This is a genomic window from Caulobacter sp. Root487D2Y, assembly GCF_001427165.1.
Classification (GTDB): domain Bacteria; phylum Pseudomonadota; class Alphaproteobacteria; order Caulobacterales; family Caulobacteraceae; genus Caulobacter.
The window spans coordinates 1-26,289 of the sequence record NZ_LMFD01000016.1 but is presented as its reverse complement, the minus strand read 5'-3'; the positions used below and the strand labels follow the sequence as shown (position 1 = coordinate 26,289).

The window sequence follows — 26,289 nt, the reverse complement described above, 5'->3', positions numbered from 1 at the left end:
GGAGCTAGTTACTCTTCCTCTTCGACTCGTGCACCCGCGACGCCCAGGGATTTGAGTTTCCGGTGCAGGGCCGAGCGCTCCATGCCGATGAAGTTGGCGGTGCGCGAGATGTTGCCGCCGAAGCGCAGGATCTGGGCGTTCAGATATTCCCGCTCGAACAGTTCGCGGGCCTCGCGCAGCGGCAGGGCGATGATCCGCTCGGCCCCGATCGCCCCGGCGTTGCCGCCGGAGGGCTGTTCGTTGGCGTTCAGCATCTCGGCGGTGATCAGGTCGCCCGGCTCGCCGGAAGCCAGGATCAGCATGCGCTCGACGTTGTTGCGCAGCTGGCGGACATTGCCCGGCCAGGCCTGCACCTGCAGCGTGGCCAGGGCGTCCTCGCCCAGCCGCCGCCGCTGCAGGCCGGTGGCCTCGCAGACGCGGTCGACGAAGTAGCTGATCAGTTCGGGGATGTCCTCGCGGCGCTCCGACAGCCCCGGCACCCGCACCGGCACGACGTTCAGGCGGTGGAACAGGTCCTCGCGGAAGCGGCCGGCGGCGATCTCCTCGCGCAGCTCGCGCGAGGTCGACGAGATCACCCGCACGTCGACCTGGACGTCGTTGTCGCCGCCCACCCGGCGGAAGCGCTGCTCGACCAGGACCCGCAGGATGCGGCTCTGGGTCTCGCGCGGCATGTCGGCCACCTCGTCGAGATAGAGGGTGCCGCCATGGGCGCGTTCGAACACCCCGATCTTGCGCGGGCGGCCGTTCTCGCCCTCCTCGCCGAACAGTTCGACATCCAGGCGTTCGGGGGCCATGCCCGCGGCGCTGACCGCCACGAACTCGTTGCGCGAGCGGCTGCTGGAGCCGTGGATCAGTCGGGCCACCAGCTCCTTGCCCGAACCGGGCGGACCCGAGACCAGCACCCGGCTGTTGGCCGGCGCGACCTTGGCGATCAGCTGGCGCAGGGCCTGGGCCGCGGCCGACTTGCCCATCAGGCCGTCGGAGCTGAAGCTCTGCACCCGCAGGCGGCGGTTCTCGCGCTTGAGGTTGGCCGCTTCCAGGGCCCGCTCGACCACCAGCAGCAGGCGGTCGGACTTGAACGGCTTTTCCAGGAACTCGTAGGCCCCGCGCTTGATGGCGCTGACGGCGGTCTCGATGTTGCCGTGGCCCGAGATCATGATCACCGGCAGGTCGGGGTCGAGCGCCTTGACCATGTCGAGCAGCTCTAGCCCGTCCATGCCTCCGCCCTGCATCCAGATGTCCAGCACCAGCAGCGCGGGCTTTCGGGCCCGCAGGGCGGCCAGCGCCTGGTCGGAGTCGGCCGCCACCCGCACGGCGTAGCCTTCATCCTCCAGGATGCCGGCGACCAGTTCGCGGATGTCGACCTCGTCGTCGACCACAAGCACGTCAGCGCTCATATCATCTCCTCTACGCCGCTCTGGGCGTTGGCGGCGGCGAGCCGCGCGGTCGTGGGGAACTTCAGGATGACCCGGGCGCCGGTTCCGTTCAGCGCGTCGGTCAGGACCAGTTCGCCTTCGTGGTCCTCCATGATCCGCTTGACGATCGCCAGCCCGAGGCCGGTGCCCTTCTCGCGGGTCGTGACATAGGGTTCGGTCAGCCGGTCACGGTCGCGAGCCGGCAGGCCCACGCCGTTGTCCTCGACGACGATGCACAGGTGCTCGTCGTCCGAGACCAGGCTGGCGACGATGCGGCCCGGCGGCTCCGGCGTGGCTTGTCGGCGCGCGCCGACCGCCTCGCCGGCGTTCTTGAGAATGTTGGTCAGGGCCTGGCCGACCATCCGCGCGTCGCAGCTGATCCAGACGTCCTCGCCCGGCTCCTCCAGCGCCACCTCGGTCTCGGTGTCGACGAACCGCTGGGCGAACACCGCCTGGCGCAGCATTTCGGCCAAGTCGGCGGGGGCGAAGCGCGGTGCGGGCATCCGGGCGAACGACGAGAACTCGTCGACCATCCGGCCGATGTCGCCGACCTGGCGGATGATGGTCTCGGTGCAGCGGTCGAAGGTGTCCAGGTCGCTGGTGATGTCCTTGCGGTACTTGCGGCGGATCCGCTCGGCCGACAGCTGGATCGGGGTCAGCGGGTTCTTGATCTCGTGGGCGATCCGCCGGGCGACGTCCTTCCAGGCGGCGTTGCGCTGGGCGGCCACCAGGCGGGTGATGTCGTCGAAGGTCAGGACCAGGGTCCCGACCGCGTGGCCGGCCCCGCGGAAGCGCAGCCGCCGGGTCTCGCCGCCGCGGATCACGTCGATCTCGACCTCGGCGGTCGGCTTGCCGCCGCTGATCTCCTGGATCACGGTCTCGAGTTCCGGGGCCAGCTCGACCAGCGGCTGGCCCACGGCGTCGTCCGTCAGGGCCAGCAGGTCGCCGGCCCGGCGATTCAGGGCGGTGATCCGCCCGTCTGCGTCCAGGCCGATGACGCCGGCGCTGACGCCCGACAGCACGGTCTCGATGAACTGGCGGCGCGACTCGGCGTCCAGGCTGGCCACCCGCAGGGCGGCTTGCTGGGCCTGCAGGTCGGTGGTCATCATGTTGAAGGCGATCGACAGGGCGCGGATTTCCTCCGGGCCGATCTCGACGTCCACCCGGGCGTCCAGATCGCCGGCCGACACCCGTCCGGCCGCCTGCACCAGGCCGGAAACCGGGGCGGCGATCGAGTTGGCGGCGGCGATGCCGACCCAGACGGCGGCGACCAGCACCAGCAGGGCGGTCTCGATGTAGCTGAGGCCGAAGATCACCTGGATCCGGTCCTGGTTCTTGGCCGCCTCGCGATACGAGATCAGCGATTCCTCGGACTCGATCAGGTGGGCCAGGATGCCCTTGTCGATCGGACGGGCGACGTAGAGGTAGGCGTCGGGGAAGGCCCTCAGGCGGTAGAGGGCGCGAAACAGGTCTTCCTCGACAAAGCGCTGCGAGGTGATGTCGCCGCTGTCGGTGCGGCGGAAGCTGGAAGGCGGCGGGGCCAGGAACGGCGGGGCCGTGTCGCTCTCCGCCCGCGCCAGGATGCGGCCGTCGCGGTCCAGCACATAGGCGGCCGAGAAGCCGTTCTCCTCCATGTGCTCCTTCATGTAGTGGCCGAAGGCGACGGGCGAATCGACCAGGGTCGGCGCGGCCTGGTTCAGGGTGCCCGCCATCGGCCCGACGTGCTGGCTGATATACTCGGTCTGCTCGGTGACATAGGACCGCGCGACGGTGGCCGAATTTTCGACGACGGTGCGCACGCGTTCGCTGAACCAGGCGTCGACGCCGCGGTTGACCAGCACGCCGAAGAACAGGGCGACGATCACCGCCGGGGCCACGGCGGCCACCGAGAACAGGCCCACGAAGCGCAGGTGCAGGCGCGCGCCGGCGTCGCTGGCCCGGGCGTCGACCAGATCCAGCAGCCGCCAACCGACGATGCCGGCCACGCAGAGGATCAAGGCGAGGTTGAAGCCGAGAACGGCGAGGATGACCGTGGTGGCCGGTCCGATCGGTCCGGTGGCCGGCGGCGACGACGCCAGGCCCACGGCCGTCGCGGTCAGGGCGATCGCCACGCCATAGGCTCCGCCGAGCGTGAAGCGGGACCGCAACAGCTCTCGCCACCAGGCCCGGCTGAACCGGGTCGGCGGTCCCTCAAGCTCCAATACGGATGGAACGGACGCCATTGACCAAGTCTAAGGGGGACTGTGCCCCAAACTCAACAGGTATGTGCCAATTAAGCGTCAGCGCTGTCGTCACAATGGGGTCATTCGCACGAAACGCCCCCATTGCAGCCCTGAATCGGGACGGAAAGTCTCAGGGGTGAGATTTTACCGTCGACCGCGCGTCATCTCGACACCCAGGTCCTGGATCTTCTTGCGCAAGGTGTTGCGGTTGAGTCCCAGGATCTCCGCGGCCCGCACCTGATTGCCGCGCGTGGCCGACAGGGTCAGCTGGATCAGCGGCCGTTCGACCTCCTGCAGCACCCGGTCGTAGAGACCCGCGGCCGGCACGCCGTCGGGCTGGTCGGCGAAATGCGACGACAGGTGGCGCTCGACCAGGCTGGCCAGGGTGATCGGGCCCTCATCGGCGTGGGCGGCCGGGGTGTGGTCCTGCAGCTCGCGGTCGACGATGCGGGCGGTGATCAGCTCCTCGGCATACAGGGCGCACATGCGCCGGATCAGGTTCTCCAGCTCGCGCACATTGCCCGGCCAGGCGTGGGTCTTCATCCGGTCCAAGGCGCTGGAATCAATGGTCTTGGACGGCAGGCCTTCGCGGGCGGCGCGCAGCAGGAAGGTGCGGGCCAGGTCCGGGATGTCCTCGGTGCGGTCGCGCAGCGGCGGCAGGCGCACCGGCGCGACGTTCAGGCGGAAGAACAGGTCTTCGCGGAACAGGCCCTGCTGGATCAGGCCGCGCAGGTCGCGATTGGTGGCGGCGATGATCCGCACGTTCGGGCGACGGCCGGTCTTGGGGTTGAGCACCGGCTCGGTGCCGTCGATCACCCGCAGCAGGCGCGTCTGGGCGTCCAGCGGCATGTCGCCGATCTCGTCCAGGAACAGGGTGCCGCCGTCGGCCTCGATCAGGCGGCCCTGGTCGCCCTCCCCGCGCCCGAACAACTCGGTCTCGACCCGCTCGCGCGGCACGGCGGCCAGGTTGATGACCACGAACTTGCCGTCGCGGCGGCGACCCAGCTCGTGCAGGGCGCGGGCCACCAGCTCCTTGCCGGTGCCGCTCTCGCCGAGGATCAGGACGGTCAGGTCGGCGCCGACCAGGCGGGCGATGGTGCGGTAGACGTCCTGCATCGGGGCCGAGCGGCCGATCAGCGGCAGGCGTTCGTCGCGCATGGCCCGGGCCTGGGCCTTGGAGGCCTCGGCGTCGGCCGGGCGCGACAGGGCGCGGCGCGCGGCGGCCGTGACGTCGTCCAGGTCGAAGGGCTTGGAGACGTATTCGAAGGCGCCCGCGTCGGCGGCGTTGACCGCCGTCAGCAGGGTGTTCTGGGCGCTCATCACGATGATCGGCAGCTTGGGCCGTTCCTTGCGGATGCGCGGCAGCACGTCGAAGACGTTCTCGTCGGGCATCATCACGTCGGTGACGACCAGGTCGCCCTCGCCGTCCATCACCCACTTGAGCAGGGTCGTGGCGTTGCCCGTCGCCCGCACCTGATAGCCAAGCCGAGTGAAGGCCTGGCTGAGCACCAGGCGCACAGAGCTGTCGTCGTCGGCGATCAGGATCTTCTTGCTGGCGGCGTTCATGCGTGGGCGTCTCCAGTGGAGGGAACGAGCTTTTCGGTCGTCATCGGCAGCAGCACGCGGAACACCGTGCGGCCGGGCTCGGATTCGAAGTCGATCAGGCCGCCGTGGCTGGTCACCAGCTTGGTGACCAGGGCCAGGCCCAGACCCGTGCCGTTGGCCTTGGTCGTGACGAACGGCTGGAACAGGTGGTCGCGCAGGCTGGAGGGCACGCCAGGACCGTTGTCCTGCACGCGGATCTCGATCGGCGCGCCGGCGGAGGCCTTGCCGTCGGCGCCGCGCACCCGCACGCCGGGGCGCCAGGCGGTGTGGATCGACAGCGAGCCCTGGCCGTCGCCCCGCGAATGGGCGGCCTCGGCGGCGTTCTTGACCAGGTTCAGGAACACCTGGATCAGATGGTCCTCGTCGCCCCAGACGTCGGGCAGCGACGGATCGTAGTGCTCGCGCAGGTCCAGGCCGTCGGCGACGCCGTTGACGACCAGGGCGCGGACGCGGTCCAGCACCTGGTGGATGTTCACCGCCTCGCGCGGACCGGGGACCTCGTCGGAGAAGGCTTCCATCCGGTCGACCAGCCGGCGGATGCGGTCGGTCTCGTCGACGATCAGCTGGGCCAGGGGCTGGTCGGCGGCGCTGGCGCCGGTCTTCAGCAGCTGGGCCGCGCCGCGGATGCCCGCCAGCGGGTTCTTGATCTCGTGGGCCAGCATGCGGCCCAGGCCGACCACCGAGCGCAGGCCGGCGGCGTCGGAGGCCCGCTCGACGCCCAGCACGCCCTTGACGTGCAGGGTCAGCATCACCGAACCGTCGCCCAGCGGCGCGGCGGCGCCGTCCGCCTCGAACGGCGGCTGGCCGAACAGATTGACCTCGACCCCGTGTTCGCGGACCAGGGCTCCCTCGAACAGGGCGCGGTCCATCATCGAGACCAGGACCGAGCCCGGCGGCAGGGCGGCGCGGAAGCGACCGCGGGCCAGCAAGGACAGGCCCTGCCCGAACAGGGCCTCGGCGGCTTCGTTGACCGCCACCAGCGCGCCCTCGCGATCGATCACCAGGGCGGGCTCGGGGCTGAGGTCGAAGGCGGCGATCTTCAGGCTGTCGGCGACCTTGGTCGGGGCGATGCGGGCGTGATCGGTCATGCGGCCAGCCTCCGATCCCGCAGCCACAGGGCGGCCAGGCCGTCCTCGATCGCGGCGGGCTCTTCCAGCCGGCACAGGGCGGCGCGGGCGGCGCGGCGCGCCTCCTCGCTGTCGGGCCAGGGCGCGGCGTCGATGTAGGAGGCCAGGTGCTTGCGGAACATCTTCAGCCCCAGCGCCTGGCCGTAGAAGTCCAGGCTGCGGCGGAAATGGGTGACGACGATGGCCAGACGTTCCTCGGCGTCGGGTTCGCGGAAGCCCTCGCCCCGCAGCGCCGCCTCGATGGCCTGGGCGATCCAGGGGCGGCCATAGACCCCGCGTCCGATCATCACCCCGTCGGCGCCGGACTGATCCAGGGCCAGGCGGGCGGTGTCGCCGTCGACGATGTCGCCATTGACCAGCACCGGCACGCCGACCGCCTGCTTGACGGCGGCGACGGCCTCCCAGTCGGCCTCGCCCTTGTAGAACTGGCAGCGGGTGCGGCCGTGGACGGTGATCGCCTGGGCGCCGGCGTCGACGGCCCGGCGGGCGATGTCGGCGGCGTTGCGGCTGTCGTCGTCCCAGCCCAGGCGCATCTTGACGGTGACCGGCACGTCCACGGCGCTGACGGCGGCGGCGACCAGGGCCTCGGCCAGGTCCGGCTCGCGCATCAGGGCCGAGCCCGAGGCGACCCCGCCGGTGACCATCTTGGAAGGACAGCCGAAATTCAGGTCGATGATCTGGGCCCCGGCGTCGGCGGCCATTCGCGCGCCTCGACCCATGAAGACGGGATCGCGGCCGACCAGCTGGACGACCATCAGCGGCAGGCCGTCGCCGACCGCGGCGCGACGCACGGCGTCGGGGCGTCCCCGCGCGAACTCGGCGCAGGCCACCATCTCGGTCGCCACATAGGCCGCGCCCAGGCGGGTGGCGGTTTCCCTGAAAGGCAGGTCGGAAACGCCTGTCATCGGCGCGATCCAAACACGCCCAGGCACTTCGACCTTGCCGACTGCGAGACTCTTGCTCATTTTATATGCATCCCCACCGCACTGTTTTTAGGCAATTTGTGCGGCGCAGTAAACCCTCTTCTCTAGACAAGCCGCGTCGGGCGGCTAAACAGCCCGGATGACCTTCTCCGCCGTCATCGTCGCCGCCGGTTCCGGAACCAGGGCCGGCTCCGGCCAGGCCAAGCAATGGCGTGTTTTGGCTGGAAAAATCGTCCTGCGCTGGTCGGTGGAGGCGCTGCTGGGCGGCGGCGCGCAAAAGCTTGTGATCGTGGCCGATCCCGGCGCCAGGTCGATCTTGGACTCGGCCCTGAACGGACTTTCCGGCTGGACGACGACGCCGGGCGGCGCGACTCGCGCCCTCTCCGTCCAGGCGGGTCTGGCCGCCCTCGCCGACCGCCCCGCCGGTGAGCCGGTGCTGATCCACGACGCGGCCCGCCCCTTCCTCGGCGCCGCAACAATTCAAGCCGTGCTGAAAGGCCTGGAAGACGCCGATGGCGCGATTCCGGCCTTGCCCGTGGCCGACACGCTGAAAAGCGGGGCGCTCGACGCGGCCGTCGTCACAAAACCGCGTCACGATCTGTGGCGGGCCCAGACCCCTCAGGCCTTCCGCCGCGACCGGCTGCTGGCCGCCTACGCGGCCTGGACGGGTCCGGACGAACCGACCGACGACGGCCAGGTGGTCGAACGCCACGGCGGCCGGGTCGTGGTCGTCCCCGGCGACCCCATGCTGATGAAACTGACCTATCCGGAGGACTTCGCCATGGCCGAACAGCTCGCCGGCCGCGCCCGGATCACCCGCATGGGCCAGGGCTTCGACGCCCACCGCTGGGGGCCCGGCCAATCCGTCTGGCTGTGCGGCGTGGAGATCGCCCACGACGAGACCCTGATCGGCCATTCCGACGCCGACGCCGGCCTGCACGCCCTGACCGACGCCATCCTGGGGGCGATCGGCGAAGGCGACATCGGCGACCATTTCCCGCCCACCGATCCGCAATGGAAGGGCGCGGCCTCGGACAAGTTCCTGATCCATGCCGTGGATCTAGTCCGTCAACGCGGCGCAGCCTTGGTCAATGTCGACGTGACGCTGATCTGCGAGCGGCCGAAGATCAAACCGCACCGGGCGGCCATGCGCCGGCGCCTGGCCGCGATACTCGACCTCCCGCTGGATCGGGTCAGCGTCAAGGCGACCACCACCGAGGGCATGGGCTTCACCGGCCGTGGCGAAGGTCTGGCGGCGCAGGCGATCGCCGTGGTCGAGACGCCGGCCTAGGACGAAGATGGGGACACACACTCACCCCATCCACATTGCCATTTAACCGCAGACCGTGATGTGAGTGTGTGTCCCCGCCTCGAGGCGCAGGAGTCCCCGATGTTCCCGCTCGAAATCCAGACCCTGGCCCGCCTGCTGATCGACGAAGCGCGCGGGAAGTCCCTGCGGCTGGCCACGGCCGAGAGCTGCACCGGCGGGCTGGTGGCCGGGGCGATCTGCAACATCGCGGGCGCGTCAGACGTCTTCGAGCGGGGCTTCGTCACCTACACCAACCGCGCCAAGTCCGAGATGCTGGGCGTGCCGGGCGACCTGATCGCCGACCATGGGGCGGTGTCCGAAGTGGTGGCGCGGATGATGGCCGAGGGCGCGCTGGAGGCCAGCAACGCCCATGTCGCCGTCTCGATCACCGGCGTGGCGGGACCTGGCGGCGGCTCGCCGCTGAAACCCGTGGGCACGGTGCATTTCGCCGTGGCCCGCGCCAACCGTTCGGTCGTTCACCGCCACGAACTGTTCGACGGCGAGACCCGCGAGGGCGTGCAACTGGCCGCCGTGCGCACGGCGCTGGAGATGATGCGCGAGGCGGTGGCCTAGATGCCGGAAGCCGCGCCCAGCGACTGGCGGCGGTTCGTCGGCCTGGAGCTTTCGCGGGCCGCCCTGGCCAAGGCGGCGACGCGCAAGACCGAGCTGCGCCACGCCGTCCGGGTGTCGGCGGCGGTCGTGGCCGCCTACGCCCTGGCCAGCCTGCTGCGCCTGCCGCAGGGCTATTGGGCGGTGTTCACCGCCGTGATCGTCGTCCAGGCCAGTCTCGGCGCCACCATCACGGCCTCGATCGAACGGCTGATGGGCACCGTCGTGGGCGCGGCGGTCGGAGCCGGGGCCGCCATGCTGCACGCCCGCTGGCCCGAGGCCGGCGGGCCGATCCTGGCGGTCACCGCCGCCCTGCTGGCCTTCCTCGCCGCCGTCCGTCCGGCGTTCAAGGTGGCGCCGATCACCGCCGTGATCATGCTGATCGGCACGACCACCCACATGGACCCGCTGGTCGCCGCCGTCCTGCGGACGGCCGAGATCACGGTCGGCAGCGTGGTGGGCATCGCCGCCACCCTGCTGATCTTCCCGGCCCGAGCCCACGCCACGGTGATCGAGACCACCGACAAGGTGGCCGCCCTGTTGGCCGAGCTGCTGGAGCACTACGCGCTGAAGCTGAAAGGCGGCGAGACCGATCTGGAGGCCCGCGGCCACTACGACGACACGCTGAAGGCCCTGTCCAAGCTGCAGACCGCCATGACCGAGGCCGAGCGCGAGAGCGCCAGCCGGTTGAGCGACCATTCGGTCACCGAGGCCCTGCCCCGCACTCTCTGGCGACTGCGCAACGACAGCGTGATGATCGGCCGGGCGCTGCGCGAGGCCTTCCCGTCGCCGGGCCTGGCCCTGCCCTCGGCGGCCATGCTGAACGCCAGCGCGGGCTTCCTGCGGGCCTGCGCGGCCCTGCTCTCGGGTGGTCCCCGCCTTGACCGCGTCGCTTTCGCCGAGGCGCACCGGGGTTTCCAGACCGCCGTCGAGACCCTGCGGGCCGGCGGCGGCACCCGCGCCCTGGCCTTCGACGACGCGGCGCGAGTCTTTGGCCTGGTGTTCGCGATCGAGAACCTGTTCGGCAATCTCGGCGACTTCGAGGAACGGGTCGAGGAAACGGTGGGCAAGCGTGCCTAGCCGATCCTGGGCGATCCAGGGCTAGGCAGGACGCGGGCGCGCCACTAGCTAAGGTCCATGACCACCCTGGCTCTCACCGTCTTTCAAGGTCGCGCCGGCGACCGCAATCCCCGCGGCGCGGCCGGCGCCCTGGCCGTCGGCGCCGCCCTGGAAGCCCGCCTGGACCTGCGCGCCGAGCGGGTGGGCGCGCCGGCTCCGCCGCTGGCGGCCGGATGGTCGGAGGAACTGGAGGCCGCGCGCCCGGGCCTCGAGGCCCTGGCCGCGCGGCTGGACGCCGTGCTGGCCGACGGCAAGGCCTCGCTGGTGACCCAGGGCCGTTGCGCGACCTCGATCGCCGCCCTGCCCGTCGTTCTGCGCCATCATCCCGACGCCCTGATCGTCTGGTTCGACGCCCACGGCGACTGCAACCAGCCGGCACAGTCCACCACCGGCTATCTGGGCGGCATGGTGCTGACCGGGGCCGCCGGGGTCTGGGACACCGGGCTGGGCCGAGGGCTGGACCTGACCGACGTCGTCCTGGTCGGGGCGCGGGACCTGGATCCGTGCGAGGCCGCCCTGGTCGCCGCCGGCGGGCCGCGTCTGGTGGCGGCCGGCTCCGGGATCGGGCCGCGCCTAGCCGCCGCGATCGGCGATCGACCGGTCTATGTCCACCTCGATTGCGATGTGCTGGAGCCGGGCCTTGTCCCGACCGAGTACAGCGTCGAGGACGGTCTGAGCTTCGACGACCTGCGCGAGGCCTGCGCCGTCCTGGCCGGCAACCAGGTGATCGGCCTGGAGATCGCCGAGTTCGAGGACGTCTTCGTCCGGACGGGCGCGCCCGGCGACGTCGGGGCCCTGCTGGACGTACTGGCGCCGCTGCTCGACCGGCTGGCGGCCTAACCGGCCAGGTACGGCTTGTAGCTCTTTTCCTCGACGATCTCCGAACCGACCAGGCTGTTGATCTGGCGCTTCACGGCGGCGCGGCGGTCGTTGTCGATATAGACCCGGCGGGCCAGCGCCACGAACGTCGGGCCGAAATCCTGGCGGCGCTCGCAGTCGCGCTTGCCGTCCTCGATGTCCCACAGGGCGGCGTTGATCTCGGTCAGCTGGGCGACCAGCTCCTCCAGCTCGGACGACGGCAGGAGCGCGCGCGCGGCGGTCGCCTCCAGTAGGGCCAACTCGGCCTTGACGTTGGCTTCCTTGGCCGGATCGCCGATCCGCGCCGCCTTGACCCGCAGGATGGTGATCTTGTCGATCAGTTCACCGGCCGAGACGGGAGCGAGGATGGGCATTCAGGAAGCTCCGGCGATCAGATGTTGCAGGGCGGCGTCGACCACGTCCAGCGGCAGGGCGGCCATGCCCTGTCCGTAGTCTTCCGCGACCAGCAGCTCAAGACGCCGCGCGGCGGGACGGAACTTGACGGCCTTGCGATGGTCCTTCTGCAGCGACAGCAGCGGCGCGCCGCCGGCCGCCAGCATGTGGCCGGGGCCGGCGTCGTTGGCGACGGCGGCGGTCAGCCGGCCGGCCAGGGCGATGGCCAGCAGCGGGCCCTTCACCTCGGTGAAACCGTCCGTGCGGTCCTTCTCCGGGAACAGGGCTGTCGGGACGGCCTCGCGGGCGGTCCGGGCGTCGGCCGCCTCGTCCGGGCCGAAGAAGAACACCGCCTTGCGGCCGGACGCCTCGATGCGGCGGGCCAGGTCCAGATAGCGCTCCAGCGGCCAGCGCTTGTCCTGGCCGCCCGCGCCGGGCGCCAGGCCGACATAGGCCGGTCCGTCACCCTCGGCCGGCAACAGCGCGCGGGCCGCGGCGGCGGCGTCGGGATTGGTCAGGGTCAGCGGGCGCGGAGCCCCGTTCCCTTCGGTCGCCAGGGCCAGCAGCCTCGCCAGGCGCTCGACGACGGCGACCGGCCAGTCGGGCTGGCGCGCCTGGGCGGCGGCCGAGACGAAGCCGCGCCCCTTTCCGTCTTTCGGGGCCGCCCGGCGGGCCACCAGGCTGCGGCGCAGGTTCTCCTGGGTGTCGATCACCAGGTCGAAGGTCCGGCCGCCGAACGGCTTGACCCACGGCAGGACGTCCAGGGCCGCGTCGCCTGTCGGGCCGTCGGTCAGGACCTCGTCGATATAGCCGGCCACCACGGCCCTCAACGGCCCGGCATAGACGGTCTCGCCCTTGGCCGCGCACCAGGTGATCCTGGCCTCGGGAAAGGCGGCGCGAAGCCCGGCGATGAACGGCAGCTTGATCAGGCCGTCGCCGATCACCTCGCCCATGGAATAGATCAGGATGGTTTGGACCATGGCTCCCGCTTAGGCCGCCGCCCGCGTCGGGGTCAATGCCGAGAGAAAGAGTGAGTAATCACTTGCGTGTTCCCGAAGCTGTGCTAGCGTACGGCCCATGAACGCCAAGCCCAAGATCGAACGCGCCGCCCTCGAGATCTTCGTCGACAAGGGCGTCGATGCGGCCACTACCAAGCTGATCGCCGCCAAGGCCGGGGTGTCGGAGGGCGCGATCTACCGCCACTGGAAGAGCAAGGACGAACTGGCCGTGGGCCTGTTCATGGCCACCCATCGCCGCCTGTCGGACCTGATCGCCGTCAACGCCGACCTGGCGACCGGCATCCAGGCCAAAGCCGCCGCCGTGGTCCGCGCCTATTGCACCGTGGCCGACGAGGACTGGCTGCTGTTCGCCTTCCACCTGCTGCAGCTGCACCATTTCCTGCCCTACTATCAGGAGGACGGCCGCGATCCGGTGAGCGTGGTCGAGGGGTTGATCAAGCGAGCGATGATGGACGCCGAGCTGCCGCCGGGCGATCCGCGCGTGGTCGCCGCCATGGCCATCGGCGTGATCACCCAGACCGCCCAGAACAAGGCCTATGGCCGCCTGGGCGACGACGCCCTCTCGGCCCACGCGCCCCTGATGACCGCGGCCGTCCAGGCCGTGCTTTCCGCCCGCTAAGCCCCCTCGCCCACCAAGGACAACGAACCATGCGCAGCGCGCTGTTCAACGCCTATTACTGGGTTCTGTCGATCTTCTACGGCCTGTCGGCCGCCCTCTCCGCCCTGCTTCCGGGCCGCAGACCTATCGCCTTCGCCCTGCGGCTCTACAGCCAGCGGATGATCTGGGCGCTGCGCGTGCTGGCCGGCGTGAAGATCGAGCTGAAGGGCCAGGAAAACCTGCCCAAGGGCGCCTTCATCATCGCCGCCAAGCACCACAGCTGGGGCGACGGCTTCGTGATGTTCGCCAATGTCGAGAACCTCAGCTTCGTGACCGGCGACCACCTGGAGAGGTTCCCGCTGGTCGGCCGGATCCTCAAGAAGTTCGGGGCCATCGTGGTCGACAGCTGCGGCGGTCCGGAAGCCCGCGCGGCCCTTTCCAAGAGCGCCGCCCAAGTGGCCGCCGAGGGGCGCCGCATCCTGATCTATCCGGAGGGCCACCTGGCCGCGCCGGGCGAGCGGTTCCGCTACCGCACCGGCGTCTATCACATGAGCCAGGACTTCGGCCTGCCGGTCGTGCCGGTGGCGACGAACCTGGGCTGCTTCTGGAAGCAGACCGACAAGAGCAAGACCGCCGGCCAGGCCACGGTCGAGTTCCTGCCGCCGCTGCCCGAGGGCCTGTCCAAGGCCGAGTTCATGGCCCGGATGGAAGACGTCATCGAGACCCGCACCAACCATCTGATCGCCCAGGCGCGGGGCGAGTCGGTCAAGCCGTCGGTGCTGGTGGAGTGGAATGGGCGCAAGAACGTGGCGGCGTCGGCGGAGACCCGAGCGGCCTGACTTCCGCCGAGTGGCCGCGCCAAGGATTGGAGGGAGTCTTGATCGTGCGAGTGGGGCTTCTTGTACTTTCGTTCCTCTTGGCTTTTTTGGCTTGCGTCATGGCGCGGGAGGTCCGGTCGGGCGCGGATCCTTGGATCTGGGCGCTGGCCTTCCTCCTTCCGCCGCTGTGGATCGCGACGGTCGTCGGAAGCTGCAGGATCGGGCGGTTTGGCGCCTTGGTAACGAAAGGCGCGCTCCCCGCCCCGTCGGGCGTGTGCGCGGTGTTGACCACGACTTGTTATTCCTCTTTGGGGCGATAAATTCTAACTCACCTCCATAGATTGGGTCGCCTGACATGTCGTCGACCGACACCTCGATCAACGCCGACGGAGCGCGGCCGCCTCGCGCGAGGGCCTCGAAGGGCAAGCGCGTCCTGGCCGTCGTCGTCGGGGCGATCTGGCTGGTGCTGACGGTTCCGGCGCTGGGCTTGGCCGCGATGTCGGTGATGGCGTCGGACGGCGGCGTGAACGCGGCCATCTACACGTTCGTCTACGCCTGCTTCGCCCTGCCCTTGACGACGTTGCTGGCCTCGGTCGGCGGTTTCGTCAGCGGCGCGACCGGCCGGATGCGGTGGGTGGCCATCGCCTCGGCCGGACCGTTCATCGCGTTGCTGGTGGCCTTCGGAGCGATCGCGGCCGGCGCGGGGACGGCGCCGACGGCCTGACGCCCGAGCGGGTCTAGAGATCGACCGGACATTCCGCCGGAACCGGAACGAACGTCCCGTCCTCCCGGCGCTGGTCGAAATGCTTCGTGGCGCAGCCGGTCGAGCACAGGATGCCCTGGTCCGACCAGTACAGCGGCGCGTGGTCCTCGTGGCGGAACGCCGGCGCGCCCCAGGCCAGGCCGCATTCCACGCAGGCGGGGGTCTTGGTCAGCATCAGTCCAGAGCCTCGGGCGCCGGCTGAATCGTCACGCTCTCGCCGCAGCCGCAGGCGTCGGTCTCGTTCGGGTTGTTGAACACGAACTTGGACGACAGCTTGGTGGTCTCGTAGTCGATCGTGGTGCCGATCAGGAACAGCACGGCCTTGGGATCGATCAGGATGGTCACGCCCTGGTCCTCGACCACCTCGTCGATCGGACCCTTCTCGGCGGCGTATTCGAAGATGTATTCCGACCCCGCGCAGCCGCCGTTCTTCACGCCCACGCGCAGCCCGGCATAGGGCTTATCGGCCCGGTCCATGATCTCCTTAACCCGCGCGGCGGCGGCCGGGGTCAGGGAGACGACCTTGGGACGGGGGCGACGAACGCGGGGGGTGACGGCGGCTTCCATGGGATTCGAACCGATCAGAACATGTTCAGTTGCAGCTTGGCCTCGTCGCTCATCCGCGAGGGATCCCACGGCGGCTCGAAGACCAGGTCGACGTGACACGACTTGATGTCCGGCAGCTCCATCACCGCATCGCGCACCCAGCCCGGCATTTCCCCGGCCACCGGGCAGCCCGGGGCGGTCAAGGTCATGTCGATGGCCACGTCCTTGTCGTCGCTGATGTCGACCTTGTAGATCAGGCCCAGCTCGTAGATGTCGACCGGGATTTCGGGGTCGAACACCGTCTTCAGCTTCTCGATCAGCTGGTCGGTCAGGCGATCGAGCTCGGCCTGGGAGAGCACGGACGTGGTGGCGGGTTCGGTCATGTCAGCTCAACTGAAGAAACTGCGGGCCTTGGCCAGCGCGCTCACGAACGCGTCGGCCTCGGCCATGGTGTTATATAGGGCGAACGAGGCGCGTGCGCTCGATGTAACGCCGAACCGCTTCATCAGCGGCTCGGCGCAGTGGGCGCCGGCGCGGACGGCCACGCCGTAGCGGTCCAGCACCTGGGCCACGTCATGGGCGTGGGCGCCTTCGACCACGAAGCTCAGCACCGCGCCCTTGCCCGGGGCCGTGCCCAGGATCCGCACGCCATTGACGCCGTCCAGCTGGTCGATGACCCGCTGGTAGAGCGCGTGCTCGTGGGCCAGGGCCGCGTCGCGGTCGATGCCGTTCAGCCAGTCGATGGCCGCCCCCAGGCCGACAGCCTCGAGGATCGCCGGGGTGCCGGCCTCGAAGCGGTGCGGCGGGTCGGCGTAGGTGACGGCTTCCATCGACACCGAGCCGATCATTTCGCCGCCGCCCTGATAAGGCGGCAGGGCCGCCAGGCGTTCGGCCTTGCCGTACAGCACGCCGATGCCGGTGGGGCCGTACAGCTTGTGGCCGGAGAAGACGTAGAAATCGACGTCCAGGGCCTTCACGTCGACCTTGCTGTGGACGATGGCCTGGCAGCCGTCCAGCAGCACCGGCGCGCCGGCCGCGTGGGCCAGGCGGACGATCTCGGCGGCGTCGTTGATGGTGCCCAGCACATTCGACATGTGGCTCATGGCCACCATCCTGGTGCGGTCGCTCAGCAGGCCCTTATAGGCCTCCATGTCCAGCCGGCCGTCGTCGGTGACGGGGACGAATTTCAGAACCACGCCGTAGCGCTCGCGCAGGAAGTGCCACGGCACGATGTTGGCGTGGTGCTCCATCTGCGAGAGGACGATCTCGTCGCCGGCCTTCAGCGACCGCCCGAAGGTGTCGGCCACCAGGTTGACCGCCTCGGTGGCGCTCTTGGTCCAGACGATTTCCGACGGCTCGGCGTTGATGAACTTCGCTACTGTTTCCCTAGAGTTTTCATAGGCTTGCGTCGTTTCGTTGGCGAGCGTATGCAGGCCGCGGTGGACGTTGGCGTAGCTGGTGCGGGCCAGGCCGGTCATGGCTTCCAGGACTGCTTCCGGCTTCTGGGCGCTGGCGGCGCTGTCCAGATAGACCAGCGGCTTGCCGTGCACCTGGCGGGCCAGGATCGGGAACTGGGCGCGGATGGCGTCCACATCAAATGGTGCGTCGAAGGCCATGACTAAACTCCTCCCCTGCGTAGCGGGGGAGGTGGCGCGCTGCGAATACGCAGCGTGACGGAGGGGGCGTCACGGAGGTCGGCGCAGGACCCCCCCTCCGTCGGCTTCGCCGCCACCTCCCCCGTTTCACGGGTGAGGAGAAGGAAGGATGCGATCATTCCGCCCTCCCCAGCCTGGTGGCGACCCAGGCGGCGGCGATCTCGCGCGCGCCGTCGTGCTCGATGCGCTCGACCACCTCGCCGAGGAAGGCCTGGGTCAGCATGGCCTTGGCCTCGACCTCGGGAATGCCGCGCTGGCGGGCGTAGAAGATCTGCTGGTCGTCCAGGGCGCCGATGGTGTTGCCGTGGGCGCAGGCGACGTCGTCGGCGAAGATCAGCAGCTCGGGCTTGGCGTCGACCTCGGCCTTGTCCGACAGGATCAAGGCGTGGTGGCCCATGCGGGCGTCGGTCTGGTCGGCGCCGGGCTGAACGACGATCCGACCCTGGAACACGCCGCGCGCCTGGTCGTCGACGACGCCCTTGGTCAGCTGGCTGGTGATTCCGTCGACGCCGCCGTGGGTGACGACCGTGGTCTGGTCGGCGTGGCGCTGATTTTCGAGGATGTAGACGCCGTCCAGCCGCACCTTGGCGTGGGCGCCGGGGTGGTTGATGCGGGTCTCGACCCGCTGGCGTCGGGCGCCGGTGGTCAGGACGGTCTGGTTGAAGGTCGCGCCGGGAGCCAGATCGACCTCGGCGGTGACCACGTCGATGGCCTCGGCATGGTCATCGACCAGAACGATGCGCTCGACGCGGGCGCCCTCGCCCACCGCGATGTCCAGGGTGACGTCCGAGAAGTAGCCGCCCGCCCGGCCCTCGTGGCTTTCCAGCAGGACCAGGGTCGTGTCGGGCTCGACGACGATCGCATAGGCGGCGGCGTGGGCCGCGCCCTCGGTGGCCGAGACGAAACGCAGGGCGACGACATCGCCCGCGTCGCCGGCGGCGGCGTGGCGCTGGCGGCCGTTGACGAACAGGATCTCGTCGGCGGCCAGGCCGTCGAACGGCCCGGCGGCGACCTCGCCGTCCACCGCCGGCGAGGCCGGCGGCACGGCGCGGATCAGGCCGCGCAGGTCGGTCCAACGCCAGTCCTCGTCGCGGCGCGACGGCAGCTGGGTCAGGTCGCCGGTCTTGAGGGCGGAGGCGAGGGTCATGCGCAGGTCCTCCCCCCGTGGGGGAGGTGTCGGCGCGCAGCGACGACGGAGGGGGGAGTGTTCGGCAGGTTCAGCCCACTCCCCCCACCGATCGCTTCGCGATCGCCTCCCCCACAGGGGGAGGTTCTGAGCTGTGCGAGCCCGCTCATGCAGCAGCACTCGTGTACTTGTCGTAGCCCTCGGCCTCGAGCTGCAGCGCCAGCTCCGGGCCGCCCGAGGCGACGATGCGGCCGGCGGCCAGCACGTGGACTCGGTCGGGTTTGATGTAGTCCAGCAGGCGCTGGTAGTGGGTGATGACCAGCATGCCGCGATCGGGGGCGCGCAGGGCGTTGACGCCTTCGGACACGATCTTCAGGGCGTCGATGTCCAGGCCCGAGTCCGTCTCGTCCAGGATCAGGAACTTGGGCGAAAGCATCGCCATCTGAAGGATTTCCATCCGCTTCTTCTCGCCGCCCGAGAAGCCGACGTTCAGGCCGCGCTTGAGCATGTCGAAGTCGATCTTCAGCGCCGCGGCCTTTTCCTTGGCCAGCTTCAGGAAGGCCGGGGCGGCGATCTCGTCCTCGCCGCGCGCCCGGCGCTGGGCGTTGAGGGCCGTGCGGATGAAGGTCAGGGCCGGAACGCCCGGGATCTCCAGCGGGTACTGGAATGACAGGAACACGCCCTTGGCGGCCCGCTCGTTAGGCTCCAGGGCCAGCAGGTCCTCGCCGTTCAGGGTGGCCGAGCCCTCGGTGACCTCATAGCCGCCCCGGCCGGTCAGCACATAGGACAGGGTCGACTTGCCCGCGCCGTTCGGCCCCATGATGGCGTGAACCTCGCCCGCCGGCACGTCGAGCGTCAGGCCCTTGAGGATCGGCTTATCGCCGACAGTGGCGTGGAGGTTTTCAATCTTAAGCATGGGTCTCATTGGTCTTTTCGGGCGTGGCCGCGCTGTTCAGCGGCTCCAGCAGTTCAATTCGGTTGCCGAACGGGTCGTCGACATAGACGCGGTCGTAGCCTTCCAGCGGCTCGTCGTCGTTCAGGGCGTAGCCGGCCTGAGCCAGCCGCGTCTTCAGCGCGTCCAGCTCCGCGACTAGCAGCCCCGGATGCGCCTTGCGGGCCGGGCGGAAGTCGGCCTCGACGCCGAGGTGGATCTTCAGCGTCTGGCTCTCGAACCAGCAGCCGCCCCGCTTGGCCAGGTGCGGCGGCTTGGGCGTTTCGGGCAGGCCGAGCACGTCGCCATAGAAGCCGCGCGCGGCGGCTTCGCCGCCGGCCGGCATGGCCAACTGGACGTGATCGATGGCCAGCAGCATCAGCCGACGCTGCCTTCCAGCGAGATCGCCACCAGCTTCTGGGCCTCGACGGCGAATTCCATCGGCAGCTGCTGCAGCACGTCCTTGACGAAGCCGTTGACCAGTAGAGCCACGGCCTCTTCCTGCGACAGCCCGCGCTGCTGGCAATAGAACAGCTGGTCGTCCGACAGACGGGTGGTTGTGGCCTCGTGCTCGAACACCGAATGGCCGTTGCGGGCCTCGATGTACGGGACCGTGTGGGCCGCGCAGGTCTTGCCGATCAGCAGGCTGTCGCACTGGGTGAAGTTGCGCGCGCCCTTGGCCTTCGGGTGAGCCGAGACCAGGCCGCGATAGGTGCTGGTCGACTTGCCGGCGCTGATGCCCTTGGCGACGATCCGCGAGCGGGTGTTGGCCCCCAGGTGGATCATCTTGGTGCCGGTGTCGGCCTGCTGGTGGCCGTTGGTCACGGCGATCGAGTAGAACTCGCCCGACGAGCCCTCGCCGCGCAGCACGCACGACGGGTACTTCCAAGTGATGGCCGAGCCGGTCTCGACCTGGGTCCACGACACCTTGGAGCGGTCGCCGCGACAGTCGGCGCGCTTGGTGACGAAGTTGTAGATGCCGCCCTTGCCGGTTTCCGGATCGCCCGGATACCAGTTCTGGACGGTGGAATACTTGATCTCGGCGTCGTCCAGCAGCACCAGCTCGACCACGGCCGCGTGCAGCTGGTTCTCGTCGCGCATCGGGGCCGTGCAGCCCTCCAGGTACGAGCAATAGGCGCCCTTGTCGGCGATGATCAGGGTGCGCTCGAACTGGCCGCTGTCCTTGGCGTTGATGCGGAAATAGGTCGACAGCTCCATCGGGCAGCGCACGCCCGGCGGGATGTAGACGAACGATCCGTCGCTGAAGACCGCGCTGTTGAGGCAGGCATAATAGTTGTCCGACGTCGGCACGACCGAGCCCAGGTACTGGCGCACGAGCTCCGGGTGCTCGCGGATCGCCTCGCTCATCGAGCAGAAGATCACCCCGACCGCCGCCAGCTCCTTCTTGAAGGTGGTGACGACGCTGACGCTGTCGAACACCGCGTCCACGGCGTAGCGCGGCGCGCCCTCGACGCCGGCCAGCACGGCCTGCTCCTTCAGCGGGATGCCCAGCTTCTCGTAGACGGCCAGGATCTCGGGATCCACCTCGTCCAGGCTCTTGGGTCCGGCCTTGGTCGAGGGGGCGGCGTAGTAGTAGCTGTCCTGGTAGTCGATCTTGGGGAAGTCGACCTTGGCCCAGGTCGGTTCTTCCAGCTCAAGCCAGCGACGATAGGCGTCCAGGCGCCAGTCCAGCATCCACTGGGGCTCGTCCTTCTTGGCCGAGATGAAGCGCACGATGTCCTCGGAGAGGCCCTTGGGGGCGAACTCCTGCTCGATATCGGTCGTGAAGCCGTGCTCGTACTTCTCGAGCGCTGCGACAGTTTCAATGGTCTGCTTGACCGCGGCCATTACGCCACCTCCCGGCGACGGGCGCCGATACGCGAATAGGCGGCGAGCCAGGCGTCGCCGCAGGAAATCCAGTCTTGCTCGGTCGTGGCCCAGCCGCCGCTGACGCGCAGGGCGAACGGGGCCAGGTCGGGCCGGCCCATGGCTTCCACCACGCGGCTGGCCTTGACCTTGCCCGACGAGCAGGCGCTGCCGGCGCTGACCATCACCCCCGCCAGGTCCAGGTTCATCACCTGGATCTGCGAGGCGAAGCCCTCGGCCGCCAAACACAGGGTTTGCGGAAGGCGCCGAGCGCCCCCCCCGAGCACGACAGCGCCGGCGGCCTTGACCCGTTCGGCCAAGGCGTCGCGCCATGTGCCTTGATTGGCCAGCGAGGGCAAGTCGCGCAGCGCGGCCTCGGCCGCCGCGCCGAAGCCGGCTATGCCCGCGACGTTCTCGGTGCCGGCCCGGCGGCCGCGCTCCTGGCCGCCGCCGTGCTGCTGGCGGACGATCGTGGCGCGGGTGCCGGCGACCAGAGCGCCGACGCCCTGCGGTCCGCCCAGCTTGTGGGCCGACAGGGCCATCGTGTCGGCGCCCAGGGCGGTGAAATCGATGGCGATCTTGCCGGCCGCCTGGACGGCGTCGACATGCAGCCAGCCGTCCGCGGCGCGGACCAGGGCGGCGGCCTGCGCCACCGGCTGGATCACGCCGGTCTCGTTATTGGCCAGCATCAGGCAGACCAGGGCCCGGCCCTCGTCGCTGAGCGCCTCTTCCAGCCAGTCCAGACGCGCGACGCCGTCGGCGTCCAGCGGCATTTTCAGGACCTGCAGGCCCGAGGCGGCGGCGGTTTCGAGCACGGCGTCATGCTCGCCCTCGCTGACGATGACGCGGTTGAAGCCGGAAAAGGCGGCGCTGCCGATGGCCAGGGCGTTGGCCTCGGTGCCGCCGCTGACGAAGGTGACCGAGCCCGGAACCACCCCGACCAGGGCCGCCACCTGGGCGCGGGCGGTCTCGACGATGTCGCGGGCGGCCCGGCCGCTGGCGTGCACGGACGACGGATTGCCGGCGACCTCGAAGGCGCGCAGCACAGCGTCCCGCGCCTCGGGGCGGATCGGGGCGGTGGCGTTGTAGTCGAGATAGATGGAGGAGGGCTTGCTCACGCCGCCTGCTCCTGATTGGCCCTGTCCTTCAGCTTGCCGCTCAGCACGTCGGCCACCGACACGCTGGCCAGGTAGCCGTGGATCTGGCGACCCATCTCTTCCCAGAGGTCGTGGGTCAGGCACTGGGCGCCGCCGGCCATGCAGCCCTTGGGCGCGCCCTTGCCGACGCCGGTCTTGGAAAGGCCGCAGCGGGTGGCCCGCAGGGGCTCGTCCACGGCCAGGACGATGTCGGCGATGGCGGTGTCGCGGGCCTCGCGGGCCAGGCGGTAACCGCCGCCGGGGCCTCGGGTGCTGACCACCAGGCCCTTGCGGCGCAGGCGCGCGAAGAGCTGCTCGAGATAGGAAAGCGAGATCTGCTGACGCGCGGCGATCTCGGCCAGGGCGACGGCCCGGCCCTCGGCCTGGTCCTGACGGCGGGCCAGGTCGGTCATGGCCATCACCGCGTAGCGTCCCTTGGTGCTCAGGCGCATGCGCCTTATCTCCTTGCGGATTCCCCGCGCATCGGCTTAGGCGTGTGCTACAAGCCGCCACTTCGCGCCCGGGGCTCTTGCATAAAGACCAAGGCGCGCGGTGCGGATTTAGGAAGACCAAGCGCAGTGGTCAAGTATTCCTTCGCCCTTACGGGTGCGAGGAGACGACCCCGTCGCCCCTTTTTGGATAGGGACCTTGAATGCCTGACGTGATTTTGACCGGAGCTTCGGGCCGTATCGAGGGCCGCTATTCCCCGGGCAAGACCGACAACGCCCCGATCGCGCTGATCCTGCACCCGCACCCCAAGGCCGGCGGGCACATGAACCATCCGGTCTCGGTGCAGCTGTATCACCTGTTCATGAAGCGCGGTTTCGCGACCCTGCGCTTCAACTTCCGCGGCGTGGGCCGCAGCCAGGGCGAGTTCGACAGCGGCATCGGCGAGCTGGCCGACGCGGCCACGGCCCTGGACTGGCTGCAGTCCAACAACCCGGCCGCCGCCCAGACCTGGGTCGCGGGCTACAGCTTCGGCGCCTATATCGGCATGCAGCTGCTGATGCGCCGCCCGGAAACCGACGGCTTCATCTCGGTGTCGCCGCCGACCAACATGTACGACTTCAGCTTCCTGGCCCCCTGCCCGGCCTCGGGCCTGATCCTGACGGGCGCGGCCGACACCGTCGTGCCGCCGGTCGAGGTCGAGCGCGTGGTTTCCAAGCTGCGCACCCAGAAGGGCATCGTCATCGACTACGAAGTCGTCGACAAGGCCACCCACTTCTGGGCCGAGCACCTGCCCAGCGTCGAGAAGAGCGTCGGCGACTATCTGGACAAGCGCCTGGAAATGAACCCGATCCCTTAGGCTTCGGCCCCAGGTAACCGTAGTTACCGGTACCATAAGGCTTGCGATCCTGGACAACTCACCGTCATTCTCCGCTGAACAACGTTCTGGGAGAGTGACGGTGAACCAGACCATACGACCGTTCCTGATGTTTCAGGCGCAGGACGCCGAAGCGGCGATGACCTTCTACGTCTCGCTCTTCCCCGACAGCGAAATTCTCGACATCGAACGCTACGGCGCCGCCGGTCCGGGGCCGGAGGGAACGGTGGTCCGCGCCCGCTTCAGGATCGGCGGTCAGGAAATCTTCTGCTCCGACAGCTTCGTGAAGCACGCCTTCGGCTTCACGCCCTCGTCGTCCCTGTTCGTCGATTGCGCGTCGGCGGACGAGATCGCGCGCCTGGCCGCCGCCCTCGCCGACGGCGGGGCCGAGCTGATGCCGCTGGGCGACTATGGCTTCAGCCGGCGCTTCGCCTGGGTCAACGACCGGTTCGGCGTTTCCTGGCAGCTCAACCTAGTCTGACACGGCCAGGTTTCATCCCTATATATTCACCATCTGAGGAATTTCTGGATGGCGGGCATGCACTACGACATCGTGATCGTCGGCGGCGGGGCCGGCGGGCTGGAGCTGGCGGCGCGGCTGGGGCGAAAACTCGGGCCCAAGGCCGGCAAGGAGCGGGTGCTGCTGATCGACCGTTCCAGCTTTCACATCTGGAAGCCGACCCTGCACGAGGTCGCCGCCGGCACGCTCGACACCCACCAGGAGGGCCTGTCCTATTCGATCCTGGGCCGGGCCAACCATTTCAGCTTCCTGCTGGGCGATCTGGACAACTTCGATCCCGTCGCCAAGCGCCTGAGCCTCAAACCCATCGTCGGTGAAAGCGGCAAGGTGCTGGTGCCCGAGCGCGGCGTGACCTTCAGCTGGGGCGTGCTGGCGATCGGCAGCGGCAGCAACCTGTTCGGCACGCCCGGCGCCGACCAGGCCCACCTGCTGGAGCGCACCGAGGACGCCGAGGTGTTCCACACCCGCCTGCTGGCCGCCTTCATGAAGGCCTCGTTCTCGACCGAGAAGACCATGAGCGTGGCCATCGTCGGCGGCGGCGCCACCGGGGTCGAACTGTCGGCCGAGCTGATCGAGGCTCATCGCGAGCTGCTGGGCAGCCTGGGCTCCGAGCAGCGCTTCCGCCTGGACATCGCCATCGTCGAGGCTGCGCCGCGCATCCTGGGCGGCCTGCCCGAGAAGATCTCCGACCAGGCCACCGTCGCCCTGGAGCGCAAGGGCGTGCGGGTCCACACCGGGGCCAAGGTGGTGGCCGTCCATGCCGACCGGCTGGAGACCAGCGGCGGCGACATACCGGCCGACCTGATTGTCTGGGCGGCGGGGGTCAAGGCCGCGCCGACCAACACCGGCTACGGCCTCGAGACCAACAAGACCAACCAGTTCGTGGTCAATGCGCGGCTGGAGACCTCGGCCCCCGACGTCTGGGCCCTGGGCGATTGCGCGGCCTGCCCGTGGCCTGACCGGGACGGCAAGGCGGAGGGGCGGATCATTCCGGCCCGCGCCCAGGCCGCCCACCAGCAGGCCAGCTACCTGGCCAAGGCGCTGATCGCCCGTCTGGGCCAGCGCCGGGTCGAGGCGCCGTTCGTCTATCACGACTTCGGTTCGCTGGTGTCGCTGGGCGAGAACCGGGGCGTCGGGGCCCTGATGGGCGGCCTGGGCGGTCCCAACTTCTTCGTCGAGGGCCTGATCGCCAAGTGGGCCTACATCTCGCTGCACCTGGACCATCACCGGGCGATCATGGGCACGCCCAAGACCATCGTCCTGGCCATGGCCCGCCTGCTGCAGCAGCGGGTGGCGGGGCGGCTGAAGCTGCACTGAGGCGCGCCGCCCCTCCCGCGTTCCCCCTCGTCGTCAGAGGATGAAGTCGGACGCCGTGAGGTTGTAGCTGCCCGAGAGGCCGATATAGAGGTCCACCTGCATGTCGCCATCGACATCCGCGTAGACCACGGTGTCGGTTTCTCCGCCGCCGGTGATGCGATCGAAGATCAATTCGCCCGCATGGCCGGTGAACGCGTGCTCGCCCAGGAACCGGAAGGCCTGGTTGCCGGCCTGATTCCAGTTGGCGTCGATGGCCGACAGATCGATCCGGTCGTTGTCGGCTCGGCTGAAGTCGGCGATGCTCTCGCCGGTCTGCGACCCGCCGGGCAGATCGTCCTCGGTCGCCGAGTTGAACACGAACAGATCCGCGCCGTCGCCGCCGAACAGGAGATCCGCGCCGGGACCGCCGTTCAGCACGTCACGTCCCGCGCCGCCATAGAGGACGTCATTGCCCTCCCCGCCGAACAGCTGATCCGCGCCGGCTTGACCATAGAGATGGTCATCGCCGCCTTCGCCGCGGATGACGTCGTCGCCGTCACGGCCATGGGCGGTGTCGTTCCCCGCCTTGAGGAGCATGACGTCGTCATTGTTGGTGCCATTGAGATCGTCGCGCCCGCTCGTTCCTTCTATCCGAGCCATTGAAGGCCTCCTGTCCACTGCCTATGGGCACGTGAACACGGTGGTCTAAGGGACTGTTCCCATACGAAAAATGACCATTTCGGGGCGGTTCGGGATCGGTTCGGATACGCCTTCCTTCACCCTCTCCCGGAGGGGAGAGGGAGGGACCCGCGCCGCAGGCGTGGGAGGGAGAGGGGTGACGCCCTGTCCGATTTCACGCGTCGCTTTCCTTGGCGCTCTGCCGGCACGCCGGTTGGTTCAGAACCCCCTCACCCTCCCACCGCTGCGCGGCGGGCCCCGCCCTCTCCCTCTGGGAGAGGGTTTTTAGAGACTTATGCTCGGCGGATAGCGAATGAAGTCCAAGGATTTCAACGCCCTGAACTTTCTCGACCCGATTTGGTCCTCACCCTTCCAAACCGCCCGTATCCTGGTCTCACCTCGACGCGGGAAAGGGCGCATGGCCAGCGACCGA

General features: G+C 69.3%; 28 protein-coding genes. 10 read left to right on the top strand and 18 right to left on the bottom strand.

Features of this window, described 5'->3' with window-relative positions:
• Window positions 1-8 precede the first annotated feature (8 nt).
• The 5 genes from ntrX to dusB form a co-directional block, all read right to left on the bottom strand.
• On the bottom strand, window positions 9-1,397 hold the full coding sequence (ntrX, locus tag ASD38_RS22575; RefSeq protein ID WP_056463689.1) for a nitrogen assimilation response regulator NtrX: 1,389 nt from the start codon (window positions 1,395-1,397) through the stop codon (window positions 9-11).
• A complete protein-coding gene (locus ASD38_RS22570; protein WP_056437395.1) occupies window positions 1,394-3,637 on the bottom strand; it encodes a sensor histidine kinase NtrY-like in 2,244 nt (747 codons plus the stop codon). Before ASD38_RS22570 ends, ntrX begins: the two co-directional genes overlap by 4 nt.
• Before the next feature lie 144 nt (window positions 3,638-3,781).
• Window positions 3,782-5,203 (bottom strand): sigma 54-interacting transcriptional regulator, encoded by a 1,422-nt coding sequence (locus tag ASD38_RS22565; protein ID WP_056437392.1) that lies wholly within the window; start codon window positions 5,201-5,203, stop codon window positions 3,782-3,784.
• On the bottom strand, window positions 5,200-6,330 hold the full coding sequence (locus ASD38_RS22560; protein ID WP_056437389.1) for a two-component system sensor histidine kinase NtrB: 1,131 nt from the start codon (window positions 6,328-6,330) through the stop codon (window positions 5,200-5,202). Before ASD38_RS22560 ends, ASD38_RS22565 begins: the two co-directional genes overlap by 4 nt.
• Complete coding sequence (gene dusB / locus ASD38_RS22555; RefSeq protein WP_056437386.1) at window positions 6,327-7,334, bottom strand: tRNA dihydrouridine synthase DusB; 1,008 nt, start codon at window positions 7,332-7,334, stop codon at window positions 6,327-6,329. The genes ASD38_RS22560 and dusB overlap by 4 nt, the downstream gene beginning before the upstream one ends.
• 97 nt (window positions 7,335-7,431) lie before the next feature.
• On the opposite strand from dusB, the gene ASD38_RS22550 reads away from it, so the two are divergent.
• The 4 genes from ASD38_RS22550 (at window position 7,432) to ASD38_RS22535 (ending at window position 11,169) form a co-directional block, all read left to right on the top strand.
• Window positions 7,432-8,583 carry a bifunctional 2-C-methyl-D-erythritol 4-phosphate cytidylyltransferase/2-C-methyl-D-erythritol 2,4-cyclodiphosphate synthase gene (locus ASD38_RS22550; protein ID WP_056463686.1) on the top strand — a complete coding sequence of 384 codons (1,152 nt, stop codon included), beginning with the start codon at window positions 7,432-7,434 and terminating at the stop codon, window positions 8,581-8,583.
• 99 nt (window positions 8,584-8,682) lie between these two features.
• A complete protein-coding gene (locus tag ASD38_RS22545; protein WP_056463683.1) occupies window positions 8,683-9,174 on the top strand; it encodes a CinA family protein in 492 nt (163 codons plus the stop codon).
• The gene (locus ASD38_RS22540) at window positions 9,175-10,290 is read left to right on the top strand and encodes an FUSC family protein (protein WP_056463680.1); all 1,116 of its coding nucleotides are present in this window, start codon (window positions 9,175-9,177) and stop codon (window positions 10,288-10,290) included.
• A 57-nt stretch (window positions 10,291-10,347) separates the two neighbouring features.
• Window positions 10,348-11,169, top strand: coding sequence for an arginase family protein (locus ASD38_RS22535; protein WP_056463677.1), 822 nt, complete (start codon window positions 10,348-10,350; stop codon window positions 11,167-11,169).
• Here ASD38_RS22535 and ASD38_RS22530 read toward each other — a convergent pair.
• Together ASD38_RS22530 and ASD38_RS22525 are read right to left on the bottom strand one after the other, a co-directional pair.
• A complete protein-coding gene (locus tag ASD38_RS22530; protein WP_056463674.1) occupies window positions 11,166-11,561 on the bottom strand; it encodes a DUF6165 family protein in 396 nt (131 codons plus the stop codon). The genes ASD38_RS22535 and ASD38_RS22530 overlap by 4 nt on opposite strands.
• Entirely contained in the window at window positions 11,562-12,560 is a 999-nt protein-coding gene (locus ASD38_RS22525; protein ID WP_056437369.1) for a glycosyltransferase family 9 protein, read from the bottom strand.
• 97 nt (window positions 12,561-12,657) lie between these two features.
• Between ASD38_RS22525 and ASD38_RS22520 the strand changes: the two genes are divergently transcribed.
• The 3 genes from ASD38_RS22520 to ASD38_RS22505 all read left to right on the top strand — a co-directional run bounded on the left by ASD38_RS22520 (window position 12,658) and on the right by ASD38_RS22505 (window position 14,739).
• Window positions 12,658-13,218 carry a TetR/AcrR family transcriptional regulator gene (locus ASD38_RS22520; protein ID WP_056437366.1) on the top strand — a complete coding sequence of 187 codons (561 nt, stop codon included), beginning with the start codon at window positions 12,658-12,660 and terminating at the stop codon, window positions 13,216-13,218.
• A gap of 29 nt (window positions 13,219-13,247) precedes the next feature.
• A complete protein-coding gene (locus ASD38_RS22515; protein ID WP_056437363.1) occupies window positions 13,248-14,036 on the top strand; it encodes a lysophospholipid acyltransferase family protein in 789 nt (262 codons plus the stop codon).
• A 334-nt stretch (window positions 14,037-14,370) separates the two neighbouring features.
• The gene (locus tag ASD38_RS22505) at window positions 14,371-14,739 is read left to right on the top strand and encodes a hypothetical protein (protein ID WP_056437357.1); all 369 of its coding nucleotides are present in this window, start codon (window positions 14,371-14,373) and stop codon (window positions 14,737-14,739) included.
• 13 nt (window positions 14,740-14,752) lie between these two features.
• Here the strand turns inward: ASD38_RS22505 and ASD38_RS22500 are convergent, their stop codons facing one another.
• The 10 genes from ASD38_RS22500 to ASD38_RS22455 form a co-directional block, all read right to left on the bottom strand.
• The gene (locus tag ASD38_RS22500; protein ID WP_056437354.1) at window positions 14,753-14,953 is read right to left on the bottom strand and encodes a hypothetical protein; all 201 of its coding nucleotides are present in this window, start codon (window positions 14,951-14,953) and stop codon (window positions 14,753-14,755) included.
• The gene (locus ASD38_RS22495; protein WP_056463670.1) at window positions 14,953-15,345 is read right to left on the bottom strand and encodes a HesB/IscA family protein; all 393 of its coding nucleotides are present in this window, start codon (window positions 15,343-15,345) and stop codon (window positions 14,953-14,955) included. The genes ASD38_RS22500 and ASD38_RS22495 overlap by 1 nt, the downstream gene beginning before the upstream one ends.
• A gap of 14 nt (window positions 15,346-15,359) precedes the next feature.
• The gene (locus tag ASD38_RS22490; protein WP_056437349.1) at window positions 15,360-15,707 is read right to left on the bottom strand and encodes an SUF system Fe-S cluster assembly protein; all 348 of its coding nucleotides are present in this window, start codon (window positions 15,705-15,707) and stop codon (window positions 15,360-15,362) included.
• A gap of 6 nt (window positions 15,708-15,713) precedes the next feature.
• Entirely contained in the window at window positions 15,714-16,940 is a 1,227-nt protein-coding gene (locus ASD38_RS22485) for an aminotransferase class V-fold PLP-dependent enzyme (RefSeq protein ID WP_056463667.1), read from the bottom strand.
• A gap of 154 nt (window positions 16,941-17,094) precedes the next feature.
• Entirely contained in the window at window positions 17,095-18,126 is a 1,032-nt protein-coding gene (sufD, locus tag ASD38_RS22480) for a Fe-S cluster assembly protein SufD (RefSeq protein WP_056463663.1), read from the bottom strand.
• A gap of 145 nt (window positions 18,127-18,271) precedes the next feature.
• Entirely contained in the window at window positions 18,272-19,021 is a 750-nt protein-coding gene (gene sufC, locus ASD38_RS22475; RefSeq protein ID WP_056437342.1) for a Fe-S cluster assembly ATPase SufC, read from the bottom strand.
• Window positions 19,014-19,415, bottom strand: coding sequence for a VOC family protein (locus ASD38_RS22470; protein ID WP_162252158.1), 402 nt, complete (start codon window positions 19,413-19,415; stop codon window positions 19,014-19,016). The genes sufC and ASD38_RS22470 overlap by 8 nt, the downstream gene beginning before the upstream one ends.
• A complete protein-coding gene (gene sufB / locus ASD38_RS22465; protein ID WP_056437339.1) occupies window positions 19,415-20,884 on the bottom strand; it encodes a Fe-S cluster assembly protein SufB in 1,470 nt (489 codons plus the stop codon). Before sufB ends, ASD38_RS22470 begins: the two co-directional genes overlap by 1 nt.
• Window positions 20,884-22,020, bottom strand: a complete 1,137-nt coding sequence (locus tag ASD38_RS22460) for a cysteine desulfurase family protein (RefSeq protein WP_056463660.1) — start codon at window positions 22,018-22,020, stop codon at window positions 20,884-20,886. Before ASD38_RS22460 ends, sufB begins: the two co-directional genes overlap by 1 nt.
• Window positions 22,017-22,490, bottom strand: a complete 474-nt coding sequence (locus ASD38_RS22455) for an Rrf2 family transcriptional regulator (protein WP_056437333.1) — start codon at window positions 22,488-22,490, stop codon at window positions 22,017-22,019. Before ASD38_RS22455 ends, ASD38_RS22460 begins: the two co-directional genes overlap by 4 nt.
• 200 nt (window positions 22,491-22,690) lie before the next feature.
• Between ASD38_RS22455 and ASD38_RS22450 the strand changes: the two genes are divergently transcribed.
• The 3 genes from ASD38_RS22450 (at window position 22,691) to ASD38_RS22440 (ending at window position 25,199) form a co-directional block, all read left to right on the top strand.
• The gene (locus tag ASD38_RS22450) at window positions 22,691-23,344 is read left to right on the top strand and encodes an alpha/beta hydrolase (RefSeq protein WP_035076568.1); all 654 of its coding nucleotides are present in this window, start codon (window positions 22,691-22,693) and stop codon (window positions 23,342-23,344) included.
• Window positions 23,345-23,444: 100 nt separating this feature from the next.
• Complete coding sequence (locus ASD38_RS22445; RefSeq protein ID WP_082554631.1) at window positions 23,445-23,843, top strand: VOC family protein; 399 nt, start codon at window positions 23,445-23,447, stop codon at window positions 23,841-23,843.
• 57 nt (window positions 23,844-23,900) lie between these two features.
• On the top strand, window positions 23,901-25,199 hold the full coding sequence (locus tag ASD38_RS22440; RefSeq protein ID WP_056437574.1) for an NAD(P)/FAD-dependent oxidoreductase: 1,299 nt from the start codon (window positions 23,901-23,903) through the stop codon (window positions 25,197-25,199).
• 33 nt (window positions 25,200-25,232) lie between these two features.
• Here the strand turns inward: ASD38_RS22440 and ASD38_RS22435 are convergent, their stop codons facing one another.
• Entirely contained in the window at window positions 25,233-25,838 is a 606-nt protein-coding gene (locus ASD38_RS22435; RefSeq protein WP_056463657.1) for a hypothetical protein, read from the bottom strand.
• Window positions 25,839-26,289 lie beyond the last annotated feature (451 nt).